Origin of the sequence: Clavibacter vidaverae, assembly GCF_047529985.1 — a bacterium.
Classification (GTDB): Bacteria; Actinomycetota; Actinomycetes; order Actinomycetales; family Microbacteriaceae; genus Clavibacter; species Clavibacter nebraskensis_A.
The window spans coordinates 2,251,071-2,271,830 of the sequence record NZ_JBLJAM010000001.1 but is presented as its reverse complement, the minus strand read 5'-3'; the positions used below and the strand labels follow the sequence as shown (position 1 = coordinate 2,271,830).

The window sequence follows — 20,760 nt, the reverse complement described above, 5'->3', positions numbered from 1 at the left end:
ACTACTAGACGCGGAATCCAACATGCGCAATGGCCTTCAACCCCTTTATCCAGATGATCCGTCATCCTACTGGCGCAATCTCGGGTTTGTTCTCGGGGCTTGGCGGGCGTTCAAAGATTCCGATAAAGAGACCTTGCGAAAGCTGCATGAAATGTTATCAACGACAGTATATGGAACAGCCACGCTCGAGAAATGCTATGCGTTGGGAGCACTTTAACATGCGTAAAAACTACGTCGCCGACTGGACTCGGCTCGACACTGCAATTAGGAAGTACGAGGCAACGACAGGGCCGCTTCCAGGTCTCGCAACACCAGACCTCCGAGATACGCTCATACAACAAATCATCGATAGCGAACAGCGCGTACTTTATACAGAGCGGTTGCGCAGTCGAAGACTGGACCCTAGCGCGACGAACCCTTCGTCTATAGGATTCGACCCCCTAAAGGCAGCCATTCTCCACAACGATTCCGGTGATTTGGACGAAGCCGCCTGGTTGGTCTTTCTGTATGTACATTTTGGAAAGCATAAAGTCGCAGGCTGGCGATACATTCGGGACACTTATAGCGCGTTCAATTCCGAGCCGTCGCGATGGTGGACATGGACTCGTATCGCGGCTGACCCAACGTCATTTCGTTTCTGGCTTGAAGAGCATCAACAAGATTATGCGCAGTCGCCAGGTCCAAGGGGCTTTGGTAATCATAGAAAATATGTCAGCTTAGACGCGCTTGGCGACCGCGGCACGGGCGCGGCAGTTGAGTCATACGTAAAATGGGTTTTAGATGCAGGCGGGGACCATAAAGAGAGATTTGAATCTCTTCAAGGGCACACACCGGAAGAGACTTTTCAAGCGGTATATGCATCGCTACGTGATGTCGTTCAGTTCGGACGTATCGCAAAATTCGACTATACGACAATGCTTGGTAAGCTCAACCTATTAGACGCCCGACCGCCACATTCGTACCTGGTCGGTGCCACTGGGCCGCTTACCGGAGCTCGGCTGTTATTGCGAGGAGATCCTAGAGCGGGAAGCGCGCAGGAGCTGCAGAGCGAGCTAGCAGCACTTGCACGAGCCATTGAGGTATCGGCCGACGTAATAGAGGATTCCATTTGCAACTGGCAGAAGACTCCTACTAACTACGTGCGCTTTTCAGCGTAGCCCCATCCCATCTAAATCTTCGAATTAAAGAACGAAACTGGTTCTGTCTTATTACTTGCGAGTGATGAAGTTGGCCTACTACTACGCCTGGCGATACTTTCTGTCTAGCTGCGTATGATATGACGGACCGCGTGGTCACACGCGAACTTCTAAATTCACCCACCCCTCGCGGTAACAGCGCAGTCTGTCCAAACTCATTTGCTTCTGTTTCGGATGCAGAAAGATCGTCAGCCACGTCTAAGTTGTCAAAAAAAGATCTTTCGCCGTCATGAAGGACTAAATGGCCTATCTCATGCACCAAGGTGAACCAAAAATGGTCTTCTGCGAGGTGGCGGGCGGTTAGGCCTATTATTCGACGACCGTCAGTCGCCTTAAATGCGACCCCGCTAAGTCGATTACCCTGCGTGGCAGGCAGCACCACCAGCGCCACACCAGCCCCGTTTAGCAGGGCGCGCAGAGGAGTGAGAAATTTCTCCGGATCACCAATTCTCGACAAGCGTTGAAGATCTGGCAGCATTGCATGCAAATCCGATTTACGCCACTGAGAAATCGTTTGATCACATGCTTCTATTTCAACTTGACGAAGCCATGCGGTAACGGCGAGATCGTCCGACGCGTAGGCACTAGACGTTCGGAATCTTGCGTCGGCAAACCGTGTCTTCCATAGGTTGGTCAGGTCATTAGTACTGGCCACACCGTAGAAGTCGAGTAGAGCTTGCGCCCGATCCTCCCATCCAGCGACATTGCCTATCCATCCGCGATTAATCATCTCCTCAACTGGCGAACGTTCTGCCAACGCGTCCGCATCAAGCAAACTTAGTGAGGTGCGGTAGTCGCTTTCTCGCGACGCCCAGAAGCGGGGCGTCGACCCGAGGAAATTTGACAATCTGATCGCAAGAGTCTCATCAACACTGATGTCACCATCCAGTAAACGACGTGTCTGCGGGTCCCCGATTTGTAGTGCGTCAGCGAGATCGTCGATTGTGAGCGACCGGGAAGATAGTATTTTGAGAATTGTCGCGCCCGGGGCCGATGCCCACTTGGGCTCGGAGTTGCTCATTGTATGCGAAGTCAAAATTCTTTCGCCTCCCATGCCACGATTTTAAGTCTGTTTACGCGATCCCAGTCAGGTTTACCATTAGGCAACCGCCGCACTGTAACATGATCGACTCTACAATCGAAGGCGCCCGTATCTCCTACGGTTATCCGCAAAGCGCTAGCGCTAGCGTCATCCAATATTGGTACACCAACGGGCACTTCGGTGATAGTGGCAGCGGCGCGCATGTCTGCGATGATGGTTTGAACATCAGCGAGTGCGGCCGAGGAGGGCCAGTCTCCGGCAGAGGGGTTCAGTATGCGTTGCCTCAGATCGTCCCCCTCGAAGCTTAATTCCATACCATCATCTTTGGACCCATGCTAGTGATCGGGGAACGGTCGGCGATCTGGGCACTCGCCCCTGTGCGCTCCTTATTTGGTACAGCATACTCTTGCCGCGCTTTGGCAGTGCGGCCAATGATGACGACGTCGTTTGAGGATCGTACGGTGCGGCACAGACTCACGGCCGGCTGGGTCACCCTCCATCGTTGACTTCCGCCCTCGGCCCTCACTAACCGGGAGACGAAGGGGGTGCAGCATGCTTACTCAGGAGTGGAAACGCGGACGGATGCGCGCAGATGCGACGCGTGCTTCTTTTTCAAAAAAGTAGGCGATGTTCAAGCTGCGCTTTGCGGAGCTTCAGCGGATCGCGCTGCTGACCTCCGCCAACAGCGACGCCATCCCCGCCTCCGCAGTCGCCGCATCCCCATCCCGGATCGCGAAAGCCACCTGCTCATGCGTGTCGAGCGCATGCGGCCGCGGAGTCCGCGGCATCAGCCCCTGGTGCGTGCGACCGCTGAGGACCTCCGTGATCACCTCGCGGAGGGCGCAGAACATGTCGTTGCCGCTGGCCTCGAGGATCAGGTGGTGGAACTCGATGTCGGCGGTGAGGAAGTCGACGAGGGCGCCGGCCTCGCCGAGGCGGCGGAGATCCACCGCGAGCTCGGCGATGCGCGTGCGCTGAGCAGCGGTGGCGTTGCGCGCGGCCAGTGACGCCGCGACCGGCTCGACCGCGCGGCGCAGCTGGGTGAGGGAGCGGAACTGGTCCGAGCGGCCGGGGCCGGTGAGGCGCCAGCGGATGATGCGCGGGTCGTAGACGTTCCAGCGGCTAGGGCCCTGCACCACGAGGCCCACGCGGCGCTTCGGCACGAGGAGCGCCATCGCCTCCAGCACGCGCACGCAGTCGCGCACCACCGTGCGGGAGACGCCGAAGCGCTGCTGGAGGTCCTCGATGGTGAGGCGGGTGCCCTCGGCGAGCCGCCCGTCGACGATGTCGCGGCCGAGATCCTCGATGATCCGCGTGGCCATCACCGTGGCGGCGGGGACCGCGCCGGCCGGGGCTGCGGCGGCGGGCGCCGGCCTCTGCTCCGAGGGTGGGGCTGACCGCGTCGTCATGGTCCTCTCCCGGTGCGCGTCGGCCGGCCGGCCGCCTCGATGAGCATAGGTCGCCGGTCGCATTCCCGACCTCGGCGCGCTCCGCAATGGTGTTACCTTTGGCCGGACGGCAGCCGACGAGACGGCACCGCCCGCGTCGACGAAGGAGTCAGCATGTCCGCACAGCCCCGCCACGTCGTGGTGATGGGGATCTCCGGATCCGGCAAGACCACGATCGCCGCCGCCCTCGCCGAGCGGCTCGGCTGGACCTTCGCCGAGGCGGACGAGTTCCACCCCGAGGCGAACATCGCGAAGATGACGGCCGGCACGCCCCTCACCGACGACGACCGCTGGCCGTGGCTCGAGGCCATGCGCGACTGGATGAGCGGCGAGGCCCGCGCCGGCCGCAGCACCGTCGTCACCTGCTCCGCCCTCAAGCGCACCTACCGCGACCTGCTCGACAGCGCGGAGGGCGACGTGCGCTTCGTGCACCTGTCCGCAGACACCGGCCTGATCCTCGAGCGGATGCAGACCCGCAGCGGACACTTCATGCCGGCCTCGCTGCTGCCGTCGCAGATCAGCACGCTCGAGCCCCTCGACAGCGGCGAGCGCGGCTTCGCGCTCGAGAACACGGGCACGCCCGACGAGGTCACGACCCGCATCGTCGACGAGCTCGGCCTCGTCGCGAGCTAGCGCCGCCGCCGCCGCCGCGCACCCGACCACCAGCCCCATGCACGGTTCATCAACGGAGAGAACATGACCATCGAAGACTGGACGCAGACCCTCACCGCGGGTCCGCTCCTCCTGATCGCCGCGGGCGCCATCGCCGTCCTGCTGATCCTGATCATCACGCTGCGCATCCACGCGTTCGTCGCGCTGATCCTCGTGAGCCTCGCCACCGCGTTCGCCACCGGGATCCCGACCTCGCAGATCGTGACCGTGCTCGTCGACAGCTTCGGCTCCACGCTCGGCACGGTCGCGCTGCTCGTGGGCCTCGGCGCGATGCTCGGCCGCCTGGTCGAGACCAGCGGCGGGGCGAAGACGCTGGCCGACACCCTGATCCGCGTCTTCGGCGAGAAGCGCGCCCCGTTCGCGCTCGGGGTGGCATCGCTGATCTTCGGCTTCCCGATCTTCTTCGACGCCGGGCTCGTCGTGATGCTGCCCATCGTCTTCTCGGTGGCCCGTCGCCTCGGCGGCGGCGTGCTCCGCTACGGCCTCCCCGCGGCCGGCGCCTTCTCGGTCATGCACATCTTCGTGCCGCCGCACCCCGGCCCCGTCGCGGCCAGCGAGTTCTTCGGCGCGAACGTCGGCATCGTGATTATCGTGGGCCTCATCGCCGCGATCCCCACCTGGTACGTCACGGCTTACCTCTTCGGCCTGTGGGTGGGCAAGAAGTACGTGCTGCCGATCCCCTCGCTCCTGGGCGAGGCCGACGAGCACGCCGAGTCGAACCCGCCGAGGTTCGGCACCGTGCTCGCCGTGCTGCTGCTCCCGCTGCTCCTCATCTTCATGAACACCGGCCTCAACGCGGCCTCCACCGGCGGGATCCTCCCCGAGGGCACGAGCGACCAGGCCTGGTACCAGGTGCTCCGCACCATCGGCGAGACGCCCGTCGCGCTGCTGATCTCGCTGCTGTTCGCGGCGTTCGTGCTCGGCCGGCGCCGCGGGATCGACAAGAGCGCCCTCGAGAAGACGCTCGAGTCGGCGCTCGGCCCGGTCTGCTCGGTGATCCTCATCACCGGCGCCGGCGGCATGTTCGGCGGCGTGCTCCGCACCAGCGGCATCGGCGCCGCCCTCGCCGACGTGCTCGGCGACCTCGGCATCCCGATCATCCTGGCCGGGTTCCTCATCGCGGCGATCCTCCGCATCGCTCAAGGGTCTGCGACTGTCGCGCTCACGACCGCCGCGGGCCTCGTCTCCCCGGCGATCCTCGCGGGCGACTTCAACGCGTTCCAGGTGGCGGCGCTCGTGGTGGCGGTCGCGGCGGGATCCGTGGTCGTCAGCCACGTGAACGACTCCGGCTTCTGGCTCGTCGGCCGCTTCTTCGAGATGGACGTCAAGACGACCTTCAAGACCTGGACCGTGATGGAGACCACCATCGGCGTGATGGGCTTCGCGATCGCGGCGGCGGTGTTCGGGGTGGCGTCGCTGGTCTAGGCGCGACCCTCGCCGTCGGCTCCGCGGCGCGTCCACGTCTCGCCGAACCGGTCGAACAGGATCCGCGTGTGCCGCCGGTCGGGCGATCCCTGCCAGAACTCCATGTGCACGGGGCGGATGCGCCAGAGGACCCAGTCGCCCGGATCCACGTCGGCGCGGGCCGCGGTCGAGCGCGCGGCCAGGTCGGCGGCGCTCTCCTCCGCGGTGGCCTCCTCCACGGGTCCGCGCACCCGCACCGCCCGCACCATCGGCTGCCACCAGAACGCGAGCGCCGCGGCCGGGGCCGTCGCGAGCTGCGCGCCCTTCGCCGAGGAGCGCGTGCCCGCGAAGGCCCAGCCACGCGGGCCGACGTCCTTGAGGATCAAGGTGCGCGCGTCGGGCAGGCCGTCCGCGTCGACCGTCGCGAGCGTCGCGGCGTGCGGCTCGGGCACGCCCGCGTCGGCGGCGGCGGTGATCCACGTGCGGAAGAGGGCCTCGGGGTCGGGCGGCAGCGCGTCGAGGTCGAGCGGCGGCGCGGATCCGGTGAGCGAGGGCTGGGCGCGCAGCCAGCGGGCGAGGTCGTCGGTGGGCATGGGCCCATCCTCGCGTGGGTGCCCCGATGCCCGGGCGGCGTCCGCCGAGCCTCCGTCAGACGGAGCGGCGGTCGTCCGTGCCGGAGGCCTCGGCGGCCGACCGCTCACGCGCCGAGCGCGCGGCGCGAACACCGGTGAGCGTCGTCGCGATGGCGAACGCGAGCGCGAGGACGAGGGCGAGCACGACGGCGACGGAGTCGGTGAGCATCTCCTGTCGGCGGAGGCCGAGGACCACGAAGAGGAGCACGATGCTCGCCACCGCGGTCACGGACGTCTGCTTGGTCGTGGCCATTCCGATCATCGGATCATCCCCTAGTTCATCGACGTTCCGGACCATGCTAGCGCCCATTTCCGCGCCTTGACTCCACGCCCGCGATCGTGGAATGCTGACGCCGGTCATGAATGGACGGGAATGCGCGGGGGCGGATTTCGCACCGGCATTCCATCACGAATCGGGGGAACATGAAGGAAAATGGGACGAGCCGTGGGATGCGGCTCTTCACGGGCGCCGCGGCAGCCGCGCTCGCATTCACGGGGCTGGCCGTCCTGCACACCACGACCGCCGCGCCGGCGAGCGCGTACGTGTGCGGGTACAGCGTCGAGAACGAGGACTACAAGTCGCTCTGGTCGGTCGACCTGCCGTTCGTCGGCACGGTGGATCCCTTCGGCGGCACCCGCCAGGTCGCGCACTACGGCAACTGCACGAAGAGCAAGCAGCGCATCTCGGTGAAGACCGCGTCGGGCAAGAAGTCCTACTGCGTGTCCCCCGGGGACACGCGCCTCGGCTTCACCCAGAACGGCAGCAAGGTCTCCGGCGCCACCAAGACCGGGACCTGCTGAGCGCCGTGGGCACGATGAGGAAGCTCGCGGCCTCGGCCCTGCTCGCCGGCATGCTGGTCGGCGGCTCGCTGGTCGCCGCGGCGCCCGCGCAGGCCGCCACGCCGTGCGGGTTCTACCCGATCACCACCGGCAGCCTCGGCGGCGGGGAGGACGGCCGTTACGAGAAGGCCACCTACAACAACTGCAAGTCGAAGCCGGCCAAGATCACCGTCCGCTATTACTACGCGAATCGCACCATCTGCGTCTCGCCCGGCGAGACGGTGCTCTACGCGAATCCCTCCCTGGGGGCCCTCGTGGGTGCGTCCTGGACGAAGAAGTACTGCTGATCCGAGGATATCGGGACGTCATTTCCACAGCATGAGGAAATAGGGCCGCCGCGGGATGTCGATCCCGCCGCGGCCCTATTCTCGTGTGACCCCGGGCGACGCACCGGGGACGACCGGCTGGCACCTGGGGCACCACCACGCCCGCCGCGCGCGCTCGCTCGTACTCCAGGGATCGTCGAGCCCGATCACCGTCGTCCCGCAGCGCAGGCACGGCCGGCCGGCGCGCCCGACCACCCAGTGCGTGCGGCCGCGACGGGGATCGCCCGTCGTGATCTGGTAGGCCGCCGGCACCGTCGCCGAGTGCCGCAGGGAGCGGGCGGCGAGGTCGACGAGCGGCGGGAGGTCCACGTCGCGGACGCGGGTCGCCGGGTGCACGCCGCGCAGGAAGCCGACCTCGTTGACCCAGAGGTTGCCGAGGCCGACCATCGGGCGCTGATCGAGGAGGGCGGCGCGGATGGTCTCGTCGGGCCGCGCTGCGAGGCGGGACACGGCGAGCGCCGGATCCCAGTCGTCGCGCAGCGGATCCGGGCCGAGGTGGCCGATGACCGCGCGCTCGTCGCGCGTGGGGATGATCTCGACCACCGGCAGGTCGATGCCCCAGAGGGTGCGGCCGTCGTCGAGGCGGAGGCGCACGCGCACCTGGTGCTGGATCCGCTCGGGCACGCGCTTGCCGGGGCCGGTGACCGTCCAGGAGCCCTGCATGCGCAGGTGCGTGTGGAGGGTGGTCGCGTCGTCGAGCCGCATGAGCAGGTGCTTGCCGTGCGTGTCGAACCCGGTGATGCGCCGGCCGCCGACCCGAGCGCCCGCCCGCGCGCCGGACCGCAGCTCGCCATCCGCGATGAGCGCCCCGCCGACCTGCGCGCGGAGCCGGGCCGCGAGGACGAAGACGGAGTCACCCTCGGGCATGGGTCGACGGTAGGCCGGACCACCGACAGGGGTCTGGGAGGGGCGTTTCCGGTCAGACCGGCGCGTGCGCGCGCGGGAGGTCGCCGGCCGTGGCGGCGTACCGCGACATGCGCCGGTGCTGCACGACCGCGAAGGGCACCGTGACGACGAGCAGGACGAGGCCGGCGAGGAAGAGGACGAGCATCCACCCGGCGGCGTCGCCGCGCAGGAGCGTGGGGACGAGGATCGCGACCAGCAGCAGCAGCGACTGGCCCAGCTGGAACGGCTGCAGCGTGCGGCTGAAGACGGCGAGGCGGGCGGCGCGCCACTCGAGCTCCGGCGCGAGCTCCTCGACCTTGCCCACGGCGCGCTGCGAGACCGCCTTCCGGTCCTCCGTCGACAGGCCCGCCGTGATCGAGGATCCCGACAGCTGCGCGCCGATGGAGACGAACAGGCACGTGAGCGCCGGCGCGAGCAGGGAGAGCTGGACCACGAGGGCGACGGCGTCGACGGTGTCCTGCGGCTCGAACCGGTCGAGCAGCAGCGTCCCGCCGAGGCTGACCACGAGCGCGATCACGAACACCAGGCCGATGAGTCGCCACTTGCGGCGGGCGGTGTCCTCGGTCCAGTCGAGGTCGATCGAGAGGGTCGGCTCGTCGGCGGCGAGGCGCGCGCCGAGCCGGCGCACCGCGGCGGCCTGCGCGCGGAGCACGAGGATCCAGCTGGCGGCGGCCGTGGCGACCGCGGCCACCGCGAACCCCAGCACCACGAGCGGCGAGACGCCGCCGACCAGCGACGCGACGGCGTGCACGACCACGGCGAGCGCGGTGATCCCGAGCCACACGATCACCCGCACCGGACGCCGACCCGTCCCGGCGGCGCGCTCGGGGTCCCGCCGCGACTGCAGCTCCAGCAGGCCGAGGCTCGGCGCGAACGCGAGCGCGAGCAGACCCGCGGTCAGCTGCGGCAGGACCGCGGCCGCGTCCACGTCGTCAGGGACGACGGCCGCCTGGTAGAGCCCGAAGCCGTAGAGCGTGCCGAGGCCGAGGATCAGCGCGACCAGGACGACCAGCAGGGCGATGCGGCTGCCGAGGCCGCCTGCCTGCGCCGCATCGGTCGTCGGGGTGGATCCGGGGGCCGTGCCGCGCGCGCTCATCACCCGACCGTATCGGCCGTCACGACCGCGCCCGACCGGGCGAGCTCGCGCGTGGAGGCGGCGTAGCGGCTGCGGCGCCGGTCGTCGATCACGATGTAGGGGACGAACGCGAGGAAGGCGACGCCGAGGACGATCGCGACGATGCCGAAGCCGCCGCCGAGGTCGACCCGGAGGAGGGTGACCACCGACACGACGACGATGAGCGCCGACGACGCCAGCTGGAAGCGCTGCGAGATGCGGGAGACCGCGGCGAGGCGCGCCGCCCGGTGCTCGAGCCGCGGCGCGAGCGGCTCGCCCTTGCCCGACGTCCGGCGCCCGACGCGCTTGCGCTCGGCCGCGCTCAGGTCGCGCAGGATCGACGCCGTCACGGCGTTCAGCGGGAGGACGACCACCGTGCTCGTGATCGCGGCGGCCGCGGCGGCCAGCTGCACGATCGCCGGCCACACCTCCGCGAGGCTGCCGCCGAGGTCGTCGAGGAACAGGAGCGCCACGACGGTGCCCGCGACCGCGCCGAGCAGGCCGGCCAGCACGATGGTCCGCACCTTGCGCCGGATCACCGCCGGCGTCCAGTCGAGGTCGGGGGTCGGGCCGACGCCGAACGCGCGCTCGTGAGCCTCCCGGGCCTCGGATCCGGCGCGCGTCCTCTGCCCGATCAGCCAGCTGGTGCCGCCCATCCCGACCAGCCCGGCGAGCATGCCGACCGGGATCCACGCCGGGACGCCGGAGAGCAGGGCGCCCGCCGCGGCCACGACGGCGAACGCGCCGGCGATGGAGGTCCAGACGATCAGCGCGACGGGCCGCGGTCGCGGTCCCGCGGCCGGACCAGTCGCCCGGTGCACCTCGAGCTGGCCCAGGGAGAGCGCGAGGCTGAGGGCGAGGAGGCCCGCCGTCGTGTGCACGGCGATCAGGACGAACGCGGCATCGTCGACGCCGCCCGCGACGCTGCTCCAGAAGCCCGCGCCGAGGAGCACCGCGGTGCCCGAGGTGAGGAGCGCGAGGAGCAGGACGAGCCCGCGGCGCCGCCGGGGCGGCAGCGGCGTGGAGGGGGTGACCGGGGCCGTGCCGTGTGTGCTCACCGATCGACGCTATCGGCCGCCGGCCGCGCCGACGACTCCCCAGGACGGGGCGGAGGCGCCCCTCCCCGCGCCCGGCTCAGCCGTCGAGCGCGCCCTCCGCGCGACGCGCGTCGGTCGCCGGCCCGCTCGACCAGGCGAGGTCCCGCGAGGCCTCGGCGTACCGCATCCGCCGACGCTGCTCCCAGGCGAGGAGCGGGATGAAGAGGACGAACAGGGCGGTCCCGGCGATGCCGAGCACCGCCCCGTCGAGGGCGGACCGCACGAGGAAGGGGAGCGCGGCGAGCCACATCAGGCCGATGACGCCCAGCCCGAACGGATGCGAGACGCGCGCGAACGCCGCGAAGCGCGCCGCCCGCCACTCGGCCTCGGGATCGAGCGGTTCGCGCGCGCCGAGCATCCGGCGGCTGATGCGCGTGCGGTCCGCCGCGCTCAGGCCGTGCACCAGGGGCGCCGCGGCGATCTGCAGCTGGATCGCGACGACCGCGCACGCGATCGCGCCGCCCGTGCACCCCGCCTGCGCCACCAGCGCGAGGATCTCGGCGATCCCGCCCTCGAGGTGGTCGCGCAGCGGGAGGAGGAGCACGCGGGCCACGACGGCCGTCCCGAGGACGACGGCGACGATCACCGCGACGCGGCGGCGGACGTGCGCGGCGGTCCAGGCGAGGTCCGGCGCGAGGCGATCGCGGAGGGGGATCGACGGGCCCGCGGCGTGACGCGCGGCGTCGTCATGCGGGGCGGCGTCGTCGCGGAGGAGGCTCACCCTGCGACGCTAGCGGCGCCGCCGGCCGGCACCGCAGCCCCAGGACGGGGCGCGCACCGGGACGCACCGGGCGCCCCGCCACCCCTCCCCACGTGAACGTCCGCTGGATCCTCCCCGCTCCCCCGCGCGCCCGCCCCCGTCGACCGCGCGACGGGCCACACTCGACCCACGCACCCGCGCCACGCGCGCGGTGCGCGCACCGATCCCGAACCCGCCAGCCGCGCACCGCGCGAAGGAGCACCATGAAGATCACCGGCCGCACCGTCCTCATCACCGGCAGCACCTCGGGCATCGGCCGCGGGCTCGCGGAGCGGTTCCACGCCGCGGGCAACCGCGTGGTCGTCGCGGGCCGCCGCCAGGAGCTGCTCGACGAGATCACGGCCGCGCACGACGGCATGGCGTCGGTCGTGCTCGACGTCGCCGATCCCGCGTCCATCACCGCCGCGCGCGACGAGCTCGCCCGGAGCCACCCCGACCTCGACGTCGTGATCACGATGGCGGGCATCATGCAGCCCGAGGACCTCCGCGACCCCGCGCACCAGGCCACGGCCGAGGCCATCGTCACCACGAACCTCCTCGGCACCATCCGCACGATCGACGCGTTCCTGCCCGGCCTCCTCGCGAGCGACGAGGCGACGCTGATGACCGTCTCCTCCGGCCTCGCGTTCGTGCCGCTCCCCCTCACGCCCACCTACAACGCCACGAAGGCGGCCGTGCACTCGTACACGCAGAGCCTCCGCGAGCAGCTCGCCGGGTCGCCGGTCGAGGTCGTCGAGCTGGTGCCGCCCAAGGTGCAGACGGCCCTCATGCCCGGGCAGGCGGAGGCGGGCGACGCGATGCCGCTGGAGGACTTCCTCGACGAGGTGATGGGGATCCTGCAGGCCCGCCCGGAGGACGAGGAGATCCTCGTGCAGGACGTGCACGGCCTCCGCTTCGCCGAGCGCGACGGCCGCCACGACGAGATGCTCGCGCTCCTCAGCGGGCGCGTGCCCGCCGGACGGTAGCCCGCCCGCGGCAGCCCGCCCGCCGCTACGTGCTCTGCCGCACCACCAGCGTCGTCGGCATGAGCGTGAGCGGATCCACGTCCTCCCCGCCCACGAGCCGCACCAGCACCTCCGCCATCCGGCGGCCGAACTCCTGGTTGGGCTGGCGCACGGTCGTGAGCGGCGGCACGGCCGACTTCGCGAAGTAGTCGTCGTCGAAGCCCACGACGGCGACGTCCTGCGGCACGCGCAGGCCGTGCTCGCGGAGCTCCGAGTAGACGCCGGCGGCCATCTGGTCGCTCGCCGCGAAGACCCCGTCGATGGGCTCGCCGCGCGCCAGCAGCGTGCGCATCGCGTCGGCGCCGGACGCGGGCGAGAAGTCGCCCACCGCGACGAGCGTGGGATCCAGCCCCGCGGCGGTCATCGCCTCGCGGAAGCCGCGCAGCCGGTCGATGCCCGCGGGCATGTCCTGCCGACCCGCCACCGCCGCGATGCGGGTGCGCCCGCGCTGGATGAGGTGCTCGGTCGCCGCCCGCGCCGCGCCCACGTTGTCGACGTCGACGGTGGGCGCCTCGCGGTCGTCCTGCCGGAGCGGCCGCCCGGCGAACACGACGGGCAGCCGGTCGCGAAGGCCGCTGAACGTGGCGTCGCCCGAGTGGTGCGAGACCACGAGCACCCCGTCGACGTTGCCGCCGAGCAGGAACCGCCGGGTCTTCTCCGCCTGCGCGGGCGAGGAGATGAGGAGCGTGAGGGTGTACTCGGTGGTCGCGAGGTACGTCATCGCGCCCTGGATGAGCGACGCGAAGAACGGGTCCGCGAACACCCGGGCGGTCTGCTCCGGCATCACGAGCGCCAGCGCGTTGGTGCGGCGCCCGGCGAGCGAGCGGGCCGCGCGGTTGGGCACGTAGTTGAGCTGCGCGATGGCCGCGTTGACGGCGGTGACGACCTCCGGGGCGACGCGGTCGGATCCGTTCACCACCCGCGACACCGTGGCCCGGCTGACGCCCGCGAGCTTCCCGACCATCTCGAGGGTGGGCGAGCCCTGCTCGGCGTTGATGGCCACGGGCCCTCCAGTCTGCGATCCGGCTGGGTCGAGTGTATGGCCGGGCCCCTACCCCTTCACCGCCCCGGCCATGATCCCGGATATCAGCTGCCGCCCCGCGAGCACGAACAGGACCAGCAGCGGCAGCGTCGCGAGCACGGCGCCGGCCAGCACGATCGAGTAGTCGACGTACCGCGCCGACTGCAGCTGGCTGAGCGCCACCTGCAGCGTCGGGTTCTGCGGCACCACGAGCAGCGGCCACAGGTAGTCGGTCCACGCCGTCATGAAGGTGAACAGGCCGAGGATCGCCATGGCCGGCCGCGCCGCCGGCACGCCCACGTGCCAGAACGTGCTGATCATGGAGGCGCCGTCCATGCGCGCCGCCTCGATGAGCTCGGTCGGGATCACGTCCACGAGGTACTGCCGCATGAAGAACACGCCGAACGCGGTCACGAGGGTCGGCACGATGACCGCGCCGAGCGTCCCCGTCCAGCCGAACTGCTTCATGAGCATGAACAGCGGGATGATGCCGAGCTGCGTGGGCACCGCGAGCGTCGCGATGACGAACACCATGAGGCCCTCGCGCCCGCGGAACCGCAGCTTCGCGAACGCGTACCCGGCGAGCGTCGAGAACGTGATGACGGAGACGCTGATGACGACCGACACGATGACGCTGTTCATGAGCGCCAGCCAGAACGGGACCGTGTCGACGACCTCGCCGACGTTGATCCAGAACCGGCCGCCCGGGAGCAGCGACGGCCAGGTGTCGGTGAGGGCCGACTTGTCGCTCGACCCCATCACCACCGACCACCACAGCGGGTACGCGCCGCCGACGAAGACGGCGAGGATCAGCCCGTAGGCGAGGAAACCGGGGCGTCGGTCGAGCCCGGTGCCGCCGCTCGGACGACGCCGGGGCGCGCGGCCCCCGTCGGACGCGGGCGGCTCGGCGACGGCGCGGGGCCGCGTGGCGGTGGCGGTCATGATGCGGACTCCTCATCGCGGGCGCCGGCCCGCTCCTCGGGAAGGACGGTCGGGGGCGCGGACGGCGCCGTGGTCGCGCCCGGCGACGGCGCCGCCGGCTGCGCTCGGAACCGGGCGAGCGCCCGGCGGGTGCGGCGCTCGGATCCCCGGGCCTCCGCGCCGGCGATGCGCCGCGAGAGCCAGAAGTTGAGCAGGCCGATGAGGACGATGAGGAGGAACAGGATCCACGCCACCGCGCTCGCCTTGCCGAAGTCCTGCCGGTTGAACGCGAGGTCCCACAGGTAGAGCACGGTCGTCTGGTACTGCCGCTGCGGGCCGCCGGGCGTCGAGCTCGCGGCGTTGAACAGCTTCGGCTCGGTGAAGATCTGCAGGCCGCCGATGGTGGCGGTGATGATCACGAAGATCAGCGTGGGCCGGATGCTCGGCACCGTGATGGAGAAGAACCGGCGCACCGCCCCCGCCCCGTCGAGCGCCGCCGACTCGTGCACGTCGCGCGGCACCGCCTGCATCGCCGCGAGCAGGATGAGCGCGTTGTACCCGGTCCAGCGCCAGTTCACCATCGTCGCGATGGCGAGGTGGGAGGGCAGCGTCTCCGTCTTCCACATGATCGGGTCGAGCCCGATCTCGGTGAGCACGTTGTTGACGAGCCCGTACTTCTCGCCGAACACGCTGCTGAAGATGATCGCGACCGCGACCGGCGTGACGATGTACGGGAGGATCACGCTCATCCGCCAGAACGTCTTCGCGCGGAGGTTCTGGTCGAGGATCGCCGCGATGGCCGCGGCCACCGCGAGCTGCGGGATCGTCGACAGCACGAAGATGCTGAAGGTGTTGGCGATGGAGTTCCAGAACAGCGGATCCGCGAGCTCGGCCGTGTAGTTCTCGAACCCGATCCAGTCGCCGGCGCCCGTGAGCAGGTTCCAGTCGTTGAGCGACACGACGAACGTGTACGCCAGCGGGAACAGCCCGACGAGCCCGAACAGGATGAAGAACGGCGCCACGTAGAGGTAGGGCGAGTACCGGAAATCCCAGGTGGACAGCCGCTGGCGCCAGGTGGGCGGGTCGGCGCGCCGGGAGCGCTCGGCCGCCGGGGCTCGGGGTGGCGCCGGGGGGCGCAGCGTGGTCGTCATCGATCCTTCTCTCGCGCGTCGGGGGAGGAGGTGCGGGCACCCGTGCGCCCGCACCTCCCGGGTGGACGACCCTCGCGGGCCGCCCGGCTCCTACTCCTCGACCAGCTGGCCGAGCAGGGTGATGGCGTCGGCCCAGGACTTCTTCCCGTCGGCCTTGCCGGCGTCGAGCGCCTGGATGGACGGGCCGAAGACCTGCTCCTGGATCACCGAGTCGTCGGGTCCCTTGAACTGGGCCTCGACGCCCTCGGCGCGCGCGGCGAGCATCGTGCCGAGCGGGGCCTCGTTGAAGAACGCGGTCAGCTCGCTCGCGCCGGTCACGCCCTCGGAGGTCTGAGCCTCGACGGTGCTCGGGAAGGGCCCGGCCGCCTGGAACGCGGAGGACTGCTGCGCCGGCTCGGTGAGCCAGGCGGCGAGCTCCGCGGCCTCGGCCGGGTGCTTCGACGTGGTGGGCACGGTCAGGAACGACCCGCCCCAGTTCGCCGCGCCGCCGGGGAAGACGTCCGCGAAGTCCCAGCCGGTGGAGGCGTCGCCGCCCGCGGACTCGGTCTGGCCCTTGACGACGCCGAGCATCCACGCGGGGCAGACGAACGTCGCGAAGGACCCGTCGGTGAAGGCCTTGCCGCCGCCCCAGTCCCACGCGGTCTGCGCGTCGGATAGGCCGGCCTCGGCGCCGTCGGCGACCTTGCCCCAGAGGGCCTCGAGGTCGGCGTTGCCCTCGACGTTGAGCTTGCCGTCCTCCGTGTAGTAGCCCTCGGGCTGCTGGTTCACCATGGCGTTCCAGATGAAGCCGGACTGGTCGTAGAAGGCCTTGCCGGTCTTCTCGTGGTACTGCTTGCCGACCTCGAAGTACTGGTCCCAGGTGGCGTCCTCGCCGCCGAACAGCGCGGCGACCTCAGTGCGCTCGGTGGGGAGCCCCGCCTCGCCGAACAGCTTCGCGTTGTAGCAGAGGCCCTCGGGTCCGATGTCGGTGCCGTAGCCGATGACGCGGCCCTCGGGATCCGTCGCCTGCTGGTACTTCCAGGGCACCCAGCTGTCCTTGACGTCCTCGATGCCGTGGTCGCGGAGGTCGGTGAAGGAGTCGGAGACCTGCATGACCTTGCTCAGCCAGCCCTCCTCGACCGCCTGCACGTCGGGGAGCCCCGCCCCGGACGCCTGCTTGGTCTGCCAGTCGATGAGGGCGTTGCCGCCCGTGTCGATGTTGGTGGCCTTGATGGTGACGCCCGGGTGCGTCTTCTCGTACTCGGCGTAGAGGTCGTCGAACCCCATGGCGTTGAACGTGGTGACGGTGAGCGTGATGTCCTCGCCCCCGGAGCCGGAGCCGGAGCCGGAGGAGCCGGCGCTGCATCCGGCCGCGAGGAGGGCGATCACCGCGGCTCCGGCGATGCCGGCCGCCGTGCGCGTTCGTGCTGTGTTCATCGAAGGTCACTCCCTTGTGCCTGGTCGAGCGTCGGTGCTCCCGCTGTAAGAGCGCTCTCACGCCGTCCGGCAGACCATATGCGGCGCTTTTCGGTCGTGTCAACCCTGCGCCGCACTTCCGTGGAAGCGCTCTCACGCCGTAGGCTCGCCGCATGTCGACGATGACGCCGCCCGCCGCCGCCCACGAGGACCCGGACGCCGGCCCACTCCGCTTCGGCGTGATCGGGGCCGCGGGCATCGCGACCTCGGTCGTCCCCGACCTGCAGGGGGTCCCCGGCGTCGAGGTCGTCGCCGTCCACTCGCGCTCCCGGTCGAGCTCCGAGGAGCTGGCGGCGGCGTGCGGCATCCCGCGGATCCACGACACCCTCGAGGCGCTCCTCGCCGACCCCGAGGTGGACGCCGTCTACGTCGCCACCCCGCACACGCTCCACCGCGCGCAAGCCGAGGCCGCGCTCCGGGCCGGCAAGCACGTCGTCTGCGAGAAGCCCTCGACCACCACGGCCGCCGACACGCGCGCGCTCGTCGAGATCGCCCGCGCCGAGGGCCTGCTGTTCCTCGAGGCGCTCTGGATGGTCTTCTCCCCCGGCTACCTCGCGGTGCAGGAGGCGATCGCCGCCGGCCGCATCGGGGATCCGCGCGCCATCTCCGTGGCCTTCGGCTTCGTCACCGAGGAGGGGAAGGGGCGCCTCTGGGACCCGGAGGTCGGCGGCGGCACGCTCCTCGACATGGGGGTCTACCCGCTCGCGTTCGCGCACGGCCTGTTCGGCACGCCGTCGTCGGTCGCCGCGGTCGGCACGGTCGTCGAGGGCGGCGTCGACACGGAGGTCGCGATCCTGCTCGGCTGGCCCGACGGCCGCCAGGCCACGCTCGCCTGCTCGCTCGTCGCGGCGCTGCCCACGGGCGCGACGGTCAGCGGCACGGCTGGCCGCATCGAGGTGGATCCGCTGTTCCTCGCCTCCGCCGGCCTCACGATCGTGCCCGCCGACGGAGATCCGGAGCGGCGCGAGCATGCGATCGAGGGCCGCGGCTACGTCCCCATGTTCCGCGCCGCCCGGGACGCGATCCGCGCGGGCGCCGTCGAGTGCGCCCGGATGCCGCACGCGGAGTCGGTGGCCCTCGCCGACTTGATGGACGGGATCCTCGCGGACATCGGCGCCCGTTGACGGGCGGGGCGCCCTCCGAGGAGACGTCCGAGACGGCCGATTAGGGTCGCGGAGGAGGCACGCGCCTCCACCCCTGCGGCACGTCGACGGAGACGACCCGACCCGGAACGACCCGAAGGAGAACACCATGACGCACGTCCTCGTGCTCGTCGGGAGCCTGCGCTCAGGCTCCACCAACCAGCAGATCGCCGAGGCGGCGGTGCGCCACGCCCCCGAGGGCGTCACGCTCGACCTCCACGCCGGCCTCGACCGCCTGCCCTTCTACAACGAGGACGTCGACGTCGAGGGATCCGTGCCCGACGCCGCCGTGGCCTTCCGCGACGCGATCGCCGCCGCCGACGCGCTCCTCGTGGTCACGCCCGAGTACAACGGCACCATGCCCGCGGTGCTGAAGAACGCGATCGATTGGGCCTCGCGCCCGTTCGGCGCATCCGCCCTCGCGGGCAAGCCGACCGCCGTGATCGGCAGCGCCTTCGGCCAGTACGGCGGCGTGTGGGCGCAGGACGAGGCCCGCAAGGCGCTCGGCATCGCCGGCGCGCGCGTGCTCGAGGACGTGAGGATGGCCGTCCCCGAGTCCGTCGTCCGCTTCGCCGAGCGCCACCCGACGGACGACGCCGAGGTCGTGGAGCAGCTCCGCGAGGTGCTCGACGCCGTGCACGCCTCCGCGGCCGCCGCCTGAGCCCAGCCGAACATCGGGGCCGAGTGCCCCGCGCACGACGACGGCCGCGCCCCCGAGGGGACGCGGCCGTCGTCATGCGAGCCGGGAGGCTACGGCTTGAGCACCACCTTGATGCAGCCGTCCTCCTTCTTCTGGAAGATCTCGTACATGTGCGCGGCCTCGCTGAGGGGCACCGTGTGGGTGACGAGGTCCATGACGCCGAGCGGGTCGGCCGGGTCCTCGACGAGGGGCAGCAGGTCCTCGATCCAGTACTGGACGTTGCACTGGCCCATGCGGATCGCGATCTGCTTGTCGAAGAGCGACTTCATGGGCAGCGGGTCGGCCTCGCCGCCGTAGACGCCGGAGATGGAGACGGTGCCGCCGCGGCGGACCGCGTCGAACGCCGTGTGCAGGGCCGCGAGGCGGTCGACGCTCGCGACGTCCATGACCTTCTTGGCGATGCCGTCGGGCAGGAGGCCCGCGGCCTTCTGCGCGAACGAGGCGGCGGGGCTGCCGTGCGCCTCCATGCCGACGGCCTCGACCATGGCGTCCGGCCCGCGGCCGTCGACCATCTCGCGCAGCTTGTCGGCCACGTCGTCGGTGAGGTCGAGGGTCTCGATGCCGTGGCGCTCGGCCATGGCGCGGCGCTCGGGGACGGGATCCACCGCGATGACGCGGTAGCCCAGGTGCTTGCCGATGCGGGCCGCGAACTGGCCGACGGGGCCGAGGCCCATGACGCCGAGCGTGCCGCCCTCGGGCACGTTCGCGTACTGCACGCCCTGCCAGGCGGTGGGGAGGATGTCGCTGAGGAAGAGGTAGCGCTCGTCCGGGAGCTCGGAGTTCACGACGATCGCGTTGACGTCGGCGAGCGGCATGCGGAGGCGCTCGGCCTGGCCGCCGGGGATGGATCCGTACATCTCGCTGAAGCCGTAGAGCGCGGCGCCGCTGCCCTGCGACTTCACCTGCGTGGTCTCGCACTGCGTGAAGAGGCCGCGGTCGCACATGAAGCAGTCGTGACAGGCGATGACGAACGGGACGACGACGCGGTCGCCGACCTTGAGCTTCGTGACGGCGCTGCCGACCTCCTCGACGACGCCCATGTTCTCGTGGCCGAGCACGTCGTCCTTGTCGAGGAACGGGCCGAAGACCTCGTAGAGGTGGAGGTCGGATCCGCAGATGGCGGTCGACGTGATGCGGATGACCGCGTCCGTGTCGTGCTCGATGCGGGGGTCCTCCACGTCCTTGACCTCGACGTCGTGGATGCCCTGCCAGGTGAGTGCCTTCATGCTGCTCCTTCGCTCTCGGGCGCCGTGCCCTCGTGGGGCAGGCGCTCCTCCACACAACGCCCTCCGGCGCGGTCCGCCAAGCGAAGGACAGGCGGCGTCCAGGGAACGGCGACGGCCGGGCGCGGCGCGATGGGGCGTGCAGGCGGCCGCGCAGACGATCCGCCCCGGGTGCCGGTCGTCCACGACACGACCGATCCGGGGCGGATCTGGAGGGCCTCGATCCGCGGTCCGGACTGCATAGGAGGACTCTCGACAACCCTCAAGCGCCCGAGCCCGCGATGGCCTCGTGCCTGCAGTGTCCTCCCCAGCCGGGGAAATCGACAGTGGGGTGACTCCGCTCCCGGCGGATCCACGGCGTGGGGGTCAGACGTCCCACCCGTGGGCGCGCTGCACGACCCGCAGCGCCTCGGCCGCCTCGTGCTCCGCGAAGGGGAGGCGGTCCCAGTGGATGGCGTCGGCGGAGATCCAGCCGAGCTCGGCGAGGGCCGCGGCGAGGTCCTCGATGTAGAGCGCGACGGCGTCGTCGGCGCCCTGGATGGCGTCGCCCGTGATGGACCAGCCGAAGTAGCCGGCCACGAAGCGCGCCTGCTCGGTGGCGCTGCGGGCGGGACCCTGGCGGCGAGCGGGGAGCGATTCGCTCGCGGACGACTGGACGAGGTCGCCCAGATCGTCGGCGCCGGTGTCGTGCATGGCGTCCCTCTCC

At 70.2% G+C, this 20,760-nt stretch carries 22 protein-coding genes; 8 read left to right on the top strand and 14 right to left on the bottom strand.

Features of this window, described 5'->3' with window-relative positions; all coding sequences use genetic code 11:
• Window positions 1-29 precede the first annotated feature (29 nt).
• Window positions 30-1,157, top strand: a complete 1,128-nt coding sequence (locus ACMT9T_RS10820; protein WP_414745545.1) for an alpha-glutamyl/putrescinyl thymine pyrophosphorylase clade 3 protein — start codon at window positions 30-32, stop codon at window positions 1,155-1,157.
• Here the strand turns inward: ACMT9T_RS10820 and ACMT9T_RS10815 are convergent.
• Complete coding sequence (locus ACMT9T_RS10815; RefSeq protein ID WP_414745544.1) at window positions 1,132-2,217, bottom strand: ImmA/IrrE family metallo-endopeptidase; 1,086 nt, start codon at window positions 2,215-2,217, stop codon at window positions 1,132-1,134. The two genes, ACMT9T_RS10820 and ACMT9T_RS10815, sit on opposite strands and share 26 nt — an antisense overlap.
• Before the next feature lie 674 nt (window positions 2,218-2,891).
• Entirely contained in the window at window positions 2,892-3,647 is a 756-nt protein-coding gene (locus tag ACMT9T_RS10810; protein WP_414745543.1) for a FadR/GntR family transcriptional regulator, read from the bottom strand.
• A gap of 153 nt (window positions 3,648-3,800) precedes the next feature.
• On the opposite strand from ACMT9T_RS10810, the gene ACMT9T_RS10805 reads away from it, so the two are divergent.
• Window positions 3,801-4,319 (top strand): gluconokinase, encoded by a 519-nt coding sequence (locus ACMT9T_RS10805; RefSeq protein WP_414745542.1) that lies wholly within the window; start codon window positions 3,801-3,803, stop codon window positions 4,317-4,319.
• 63 nt (window positions 4,320-4,382) lie between these two features.
• Window positions 4,383-5,783, top strand: coding sequence for a GntP family permease (locus ACMT9T_RS10800; protein ID WP_414745541.1), 1,401 nt, complete (start codon window positions 4,383-4,385; stop codon window positions 5,781-5,783).
• On the opposite strand, the gene ACMT9T_RS10795 is transcribed toward ACMT9T_RS10800, so the two are convergent.
• Together ACMT9T_RS10795 and ACMT9T_RS10790 are read right to left on the bottom strand one after the other, a co-directional pair.
• The gene (locus ACMT9T_RS10795; protein ID WP_414745540.1) at window positions 5,780-6,355 is read right to left on the bottom strand and encodes a pyridoxamine 5'-phosphate oxidase family protein; all 576 of its coding nucleotides are present in this window, start codon (window positions 6,353-6,355) and stop codon (window positions 5,780-5,782) included. The two genes, ACMT9T_RS10800 and ACMT9T_RS10795, sit on opposite strands and share 4 nt — an antisense overlap.
• 55 nt (window positions 6,356-6,410) lie before the next feature.
• Complete coding sequence (locus ACMT9T_RS10790; protein WP_414745539.1) at window positions 6,411-6,647, bottom strand: hypothetical protein; 237 nt, start codon at window positions 6,645-6,647, stop codon at window positions 6,411-6,413.
• Window positions 6,648-6,844: 197 nt separating this feature from the next.
• Here ACMT9T_RS10790 and ACMT9T_RS10785 point away from each other — a divergent pair, with 197 nt between their 5' ends.
• A complete protein-coding gene (locus ACMT9T_RS10785; protein ID WP_414745538.1) occupies window positions 6,845-7,195 on the top strand; it encodes a DUF6355 family natural product biosynthesis protein in 351 nt (116 codons plus the stop codon).
• Between the two features lie 14 nt (window positions 7,196-7,209).
• Window positions 7,210-7,521 carry a DUF6355 family natural product biosynthesis protein gene (locus ACMT9T_RS10780; RefSeq protein WP_414745878.1) on the top strand — a complete coding sequence of 104 codons (312 nt, stop codon included), beginning with the start codon at window positions 7,210-7,212 and terminating at the stop codon, window positions 7,519-7,521.
• A gap of 75 nt (window positions 7,522-7,596) precedes the next feature.
• Here ACMT9T_RS10780 and ACMT9T_RS10775 read toward each other — a convergent pair whose 3' ends face one another.
• From ACMT9T_RS10775 to ACMT9T_RS10760, 4 genes are all read right to left on the bottom strand, one after another.
• Window positions 7,597-8,427, bottom strand: coding sequence for a DNA-formamidopyrimidine glycosylase family protein (locus ACMT9T_RS10775; RefSeq protein ID WP_414745537.1), 831 nt, complete (start codon window positions 8,425-8,427; stop codon window positions 7,597-7,599).
• A gap of 52 nt (window positions 8,428-8,479) precedes the next feature.
• Window positions 8,480-9,562 (bottom strand): hypothetical protein, encoded by a 1,083-nt coding sequence (locus ACMT9T_RS10770; RefSeq protein ID WP_414745536.1) that lies wholly within the window; start codon window positions 9,560-9,562, stop codon window positions 8,480-8,482.
• Window positions 9,562-10,638, bottom strand: a complete 1,077-nt coding sequence (locus ACMT9T_RS10765) for a hypothetical protein (RefSeq protein ID WP_414745535.1) — start codon at window positions 10,636-10,638, stop codon at window positions 9,562-9,564. The genes ACMT9T_RS10770 and ACMT9T_RS10765 overlap by 1 nt, the downstream gene beginning before the upstream one ends.
• 76 nt (window positions 10,639-10,714) lie before the next feature.
• On the bottom strand, window positions 10,715-11,398 hold the full coding sequence (locus tag ACMT9T_RS10760; protein ID WP_414745534.1) for a hypothetical protein: 684 nt from the start codon (window positions 11,396-11,398) through the stop codon (window positions 10,715-10,717).
• Between the two features lie 242 nt (window positions 11,399-11,640).
• Here ACMT9T_RS10760 and ACMT9T_RS10755 point away from each other — a divergent pair, with 242 nt between their 5' ends.
• On the top strand, window positions 11,641-12,402 hold the full coding sequence (locus ACMT9T_RS10755; RefSeq protein WP_414745533.1) for an SDR family oxidoreductase: 762 nt from the start codon (window positions 11,641-11,643) through the stop codon (window positions 12,400-12,402).
• Between the two features lie 25 nt (window positions 12,403-12,427).
• Here the strand turns inward: ACMT9T_RS10755 and ACMT9T_RS10750 are convergent, their stop codons facing one another.
• From ACMT9T_RS10750 to ACMT9T_RS10735, 4 genes are all read right to left on the bottom strand, one after another.
• On the bottom strand, window positions 12,428-13,405 hold the full coding sequence (locus tag ACMT9T_RS10750) for a LacI family DNA-binding transcriptional regulator (RefSeq protein WP_191149211.1): 978 nt from the start codon (window positions 13,403-13,405) through the stop codon (window positions 12,428-12,430).
• An 87-nt stretch (window positions 13,406-13,492) separates the two neighbouring features.
• A complete protein-coding gene (locus ACMT9T_RS10745; protein ID WP_191147692.1) occupies window positions 13,493-14,404 on the bottom strand; it encodes a carbohydrate ABC transporter permease in 912 nt (303 codons plus the stop codon).
• Entirely contained in the window at window positions 14,401-15,534 is a 1,134-nt protein-coding gene (locus tag ACMT9T_RS10740; protein ID WP_414745532.1) for a carbohydrate ABC transporter permease, read from the bottom strand. The genes ACMT9T_RS10745 and ACMT9T_RS10740 overlap by 4 nt, the downstream gene beginning before the upstream one ends.
• Before the next feature lie 90 nt (window positions 15,535-15,624).
• A complete protein-coding gene (locus ACMT9T_RS10735) occupies window positions 15,625-16,950 on the bottom strand; it encodes an ABC transporter substrate-binding protein (protein ID WP_414745531.1) in 1,326 nt (441 codons plus the stop codon).
• Window positions 16,951-17,102: 152 nt separating this feature from the next.
• Here ACMT9T_RS10735 and ACMT9T_RS10730 point away from each other — a divergent pair, with 152 nt between their 5' ends.
• Window positions 17,103-18,113 carry a Gfo/Idh/MocA family protein gene (locus ACMT9T_RS10730; RefSeq protein WP_414745530.1) on the top strand — a complete coding sequence of 337 codons (1,011 nt, stop codon included), beginning with the start codon at window positions 17,103-17,105 and terminating at the stop codon, window positions 18,111-18,113.
• A gap of 127 nt (window positions 18,114-18,240) precedes the next feature.
• Window positions 18,241-18,792, top strand: a complete 552-nt coding sequence (locus ACMT9T_RS10725; protein ID WP_414745529.1) for an NAD(P)H-dependent oxidoreductase — start codon at window positions 18,241-18,243, stop codon at window positions 18,790-18,792.
• 89 nt (window positions 18,793-18,881) lie between these two features.
• On the opposite strand, the gene ACMT9T_RS10720 is transcribed toward ACMT9T_RS10725, so the two are convergent.
• Both ACMT9T_RS10720 and ACMT9T_RS10715 read right to left on the bottom strand, forming a co-directional pair.
• Window positions 18,882-20,057: a zinc-dependent alcohol dehydrogenase gene (locus tag ACMT9T_RS10720; RefSeq protein ID WP_414745528.1), complete on the bottom strand. Its 1,176-nt coding sequence runs from the start codon at window positions 20,055-20,057 to the stop codon at window positions 18,882-18,884.
• A 363-nt stretch (window positions 20,058-20,420) separates the two neighbouring features.
• The gene (locus ACMT9T_RS10715; protein ID WP_414745527.1) at window positions 20,421-20,747 is read right to left on the bottom strand and encodes a hypothetical protein; all 327 of its coding nucleotides are present in this window, start codon (window positions 20,745-20,747) and stop codon (window positions 20,421-20,423) included.
• Window positions 20,748-20,760: the final 13 nt, after the last annotated feature.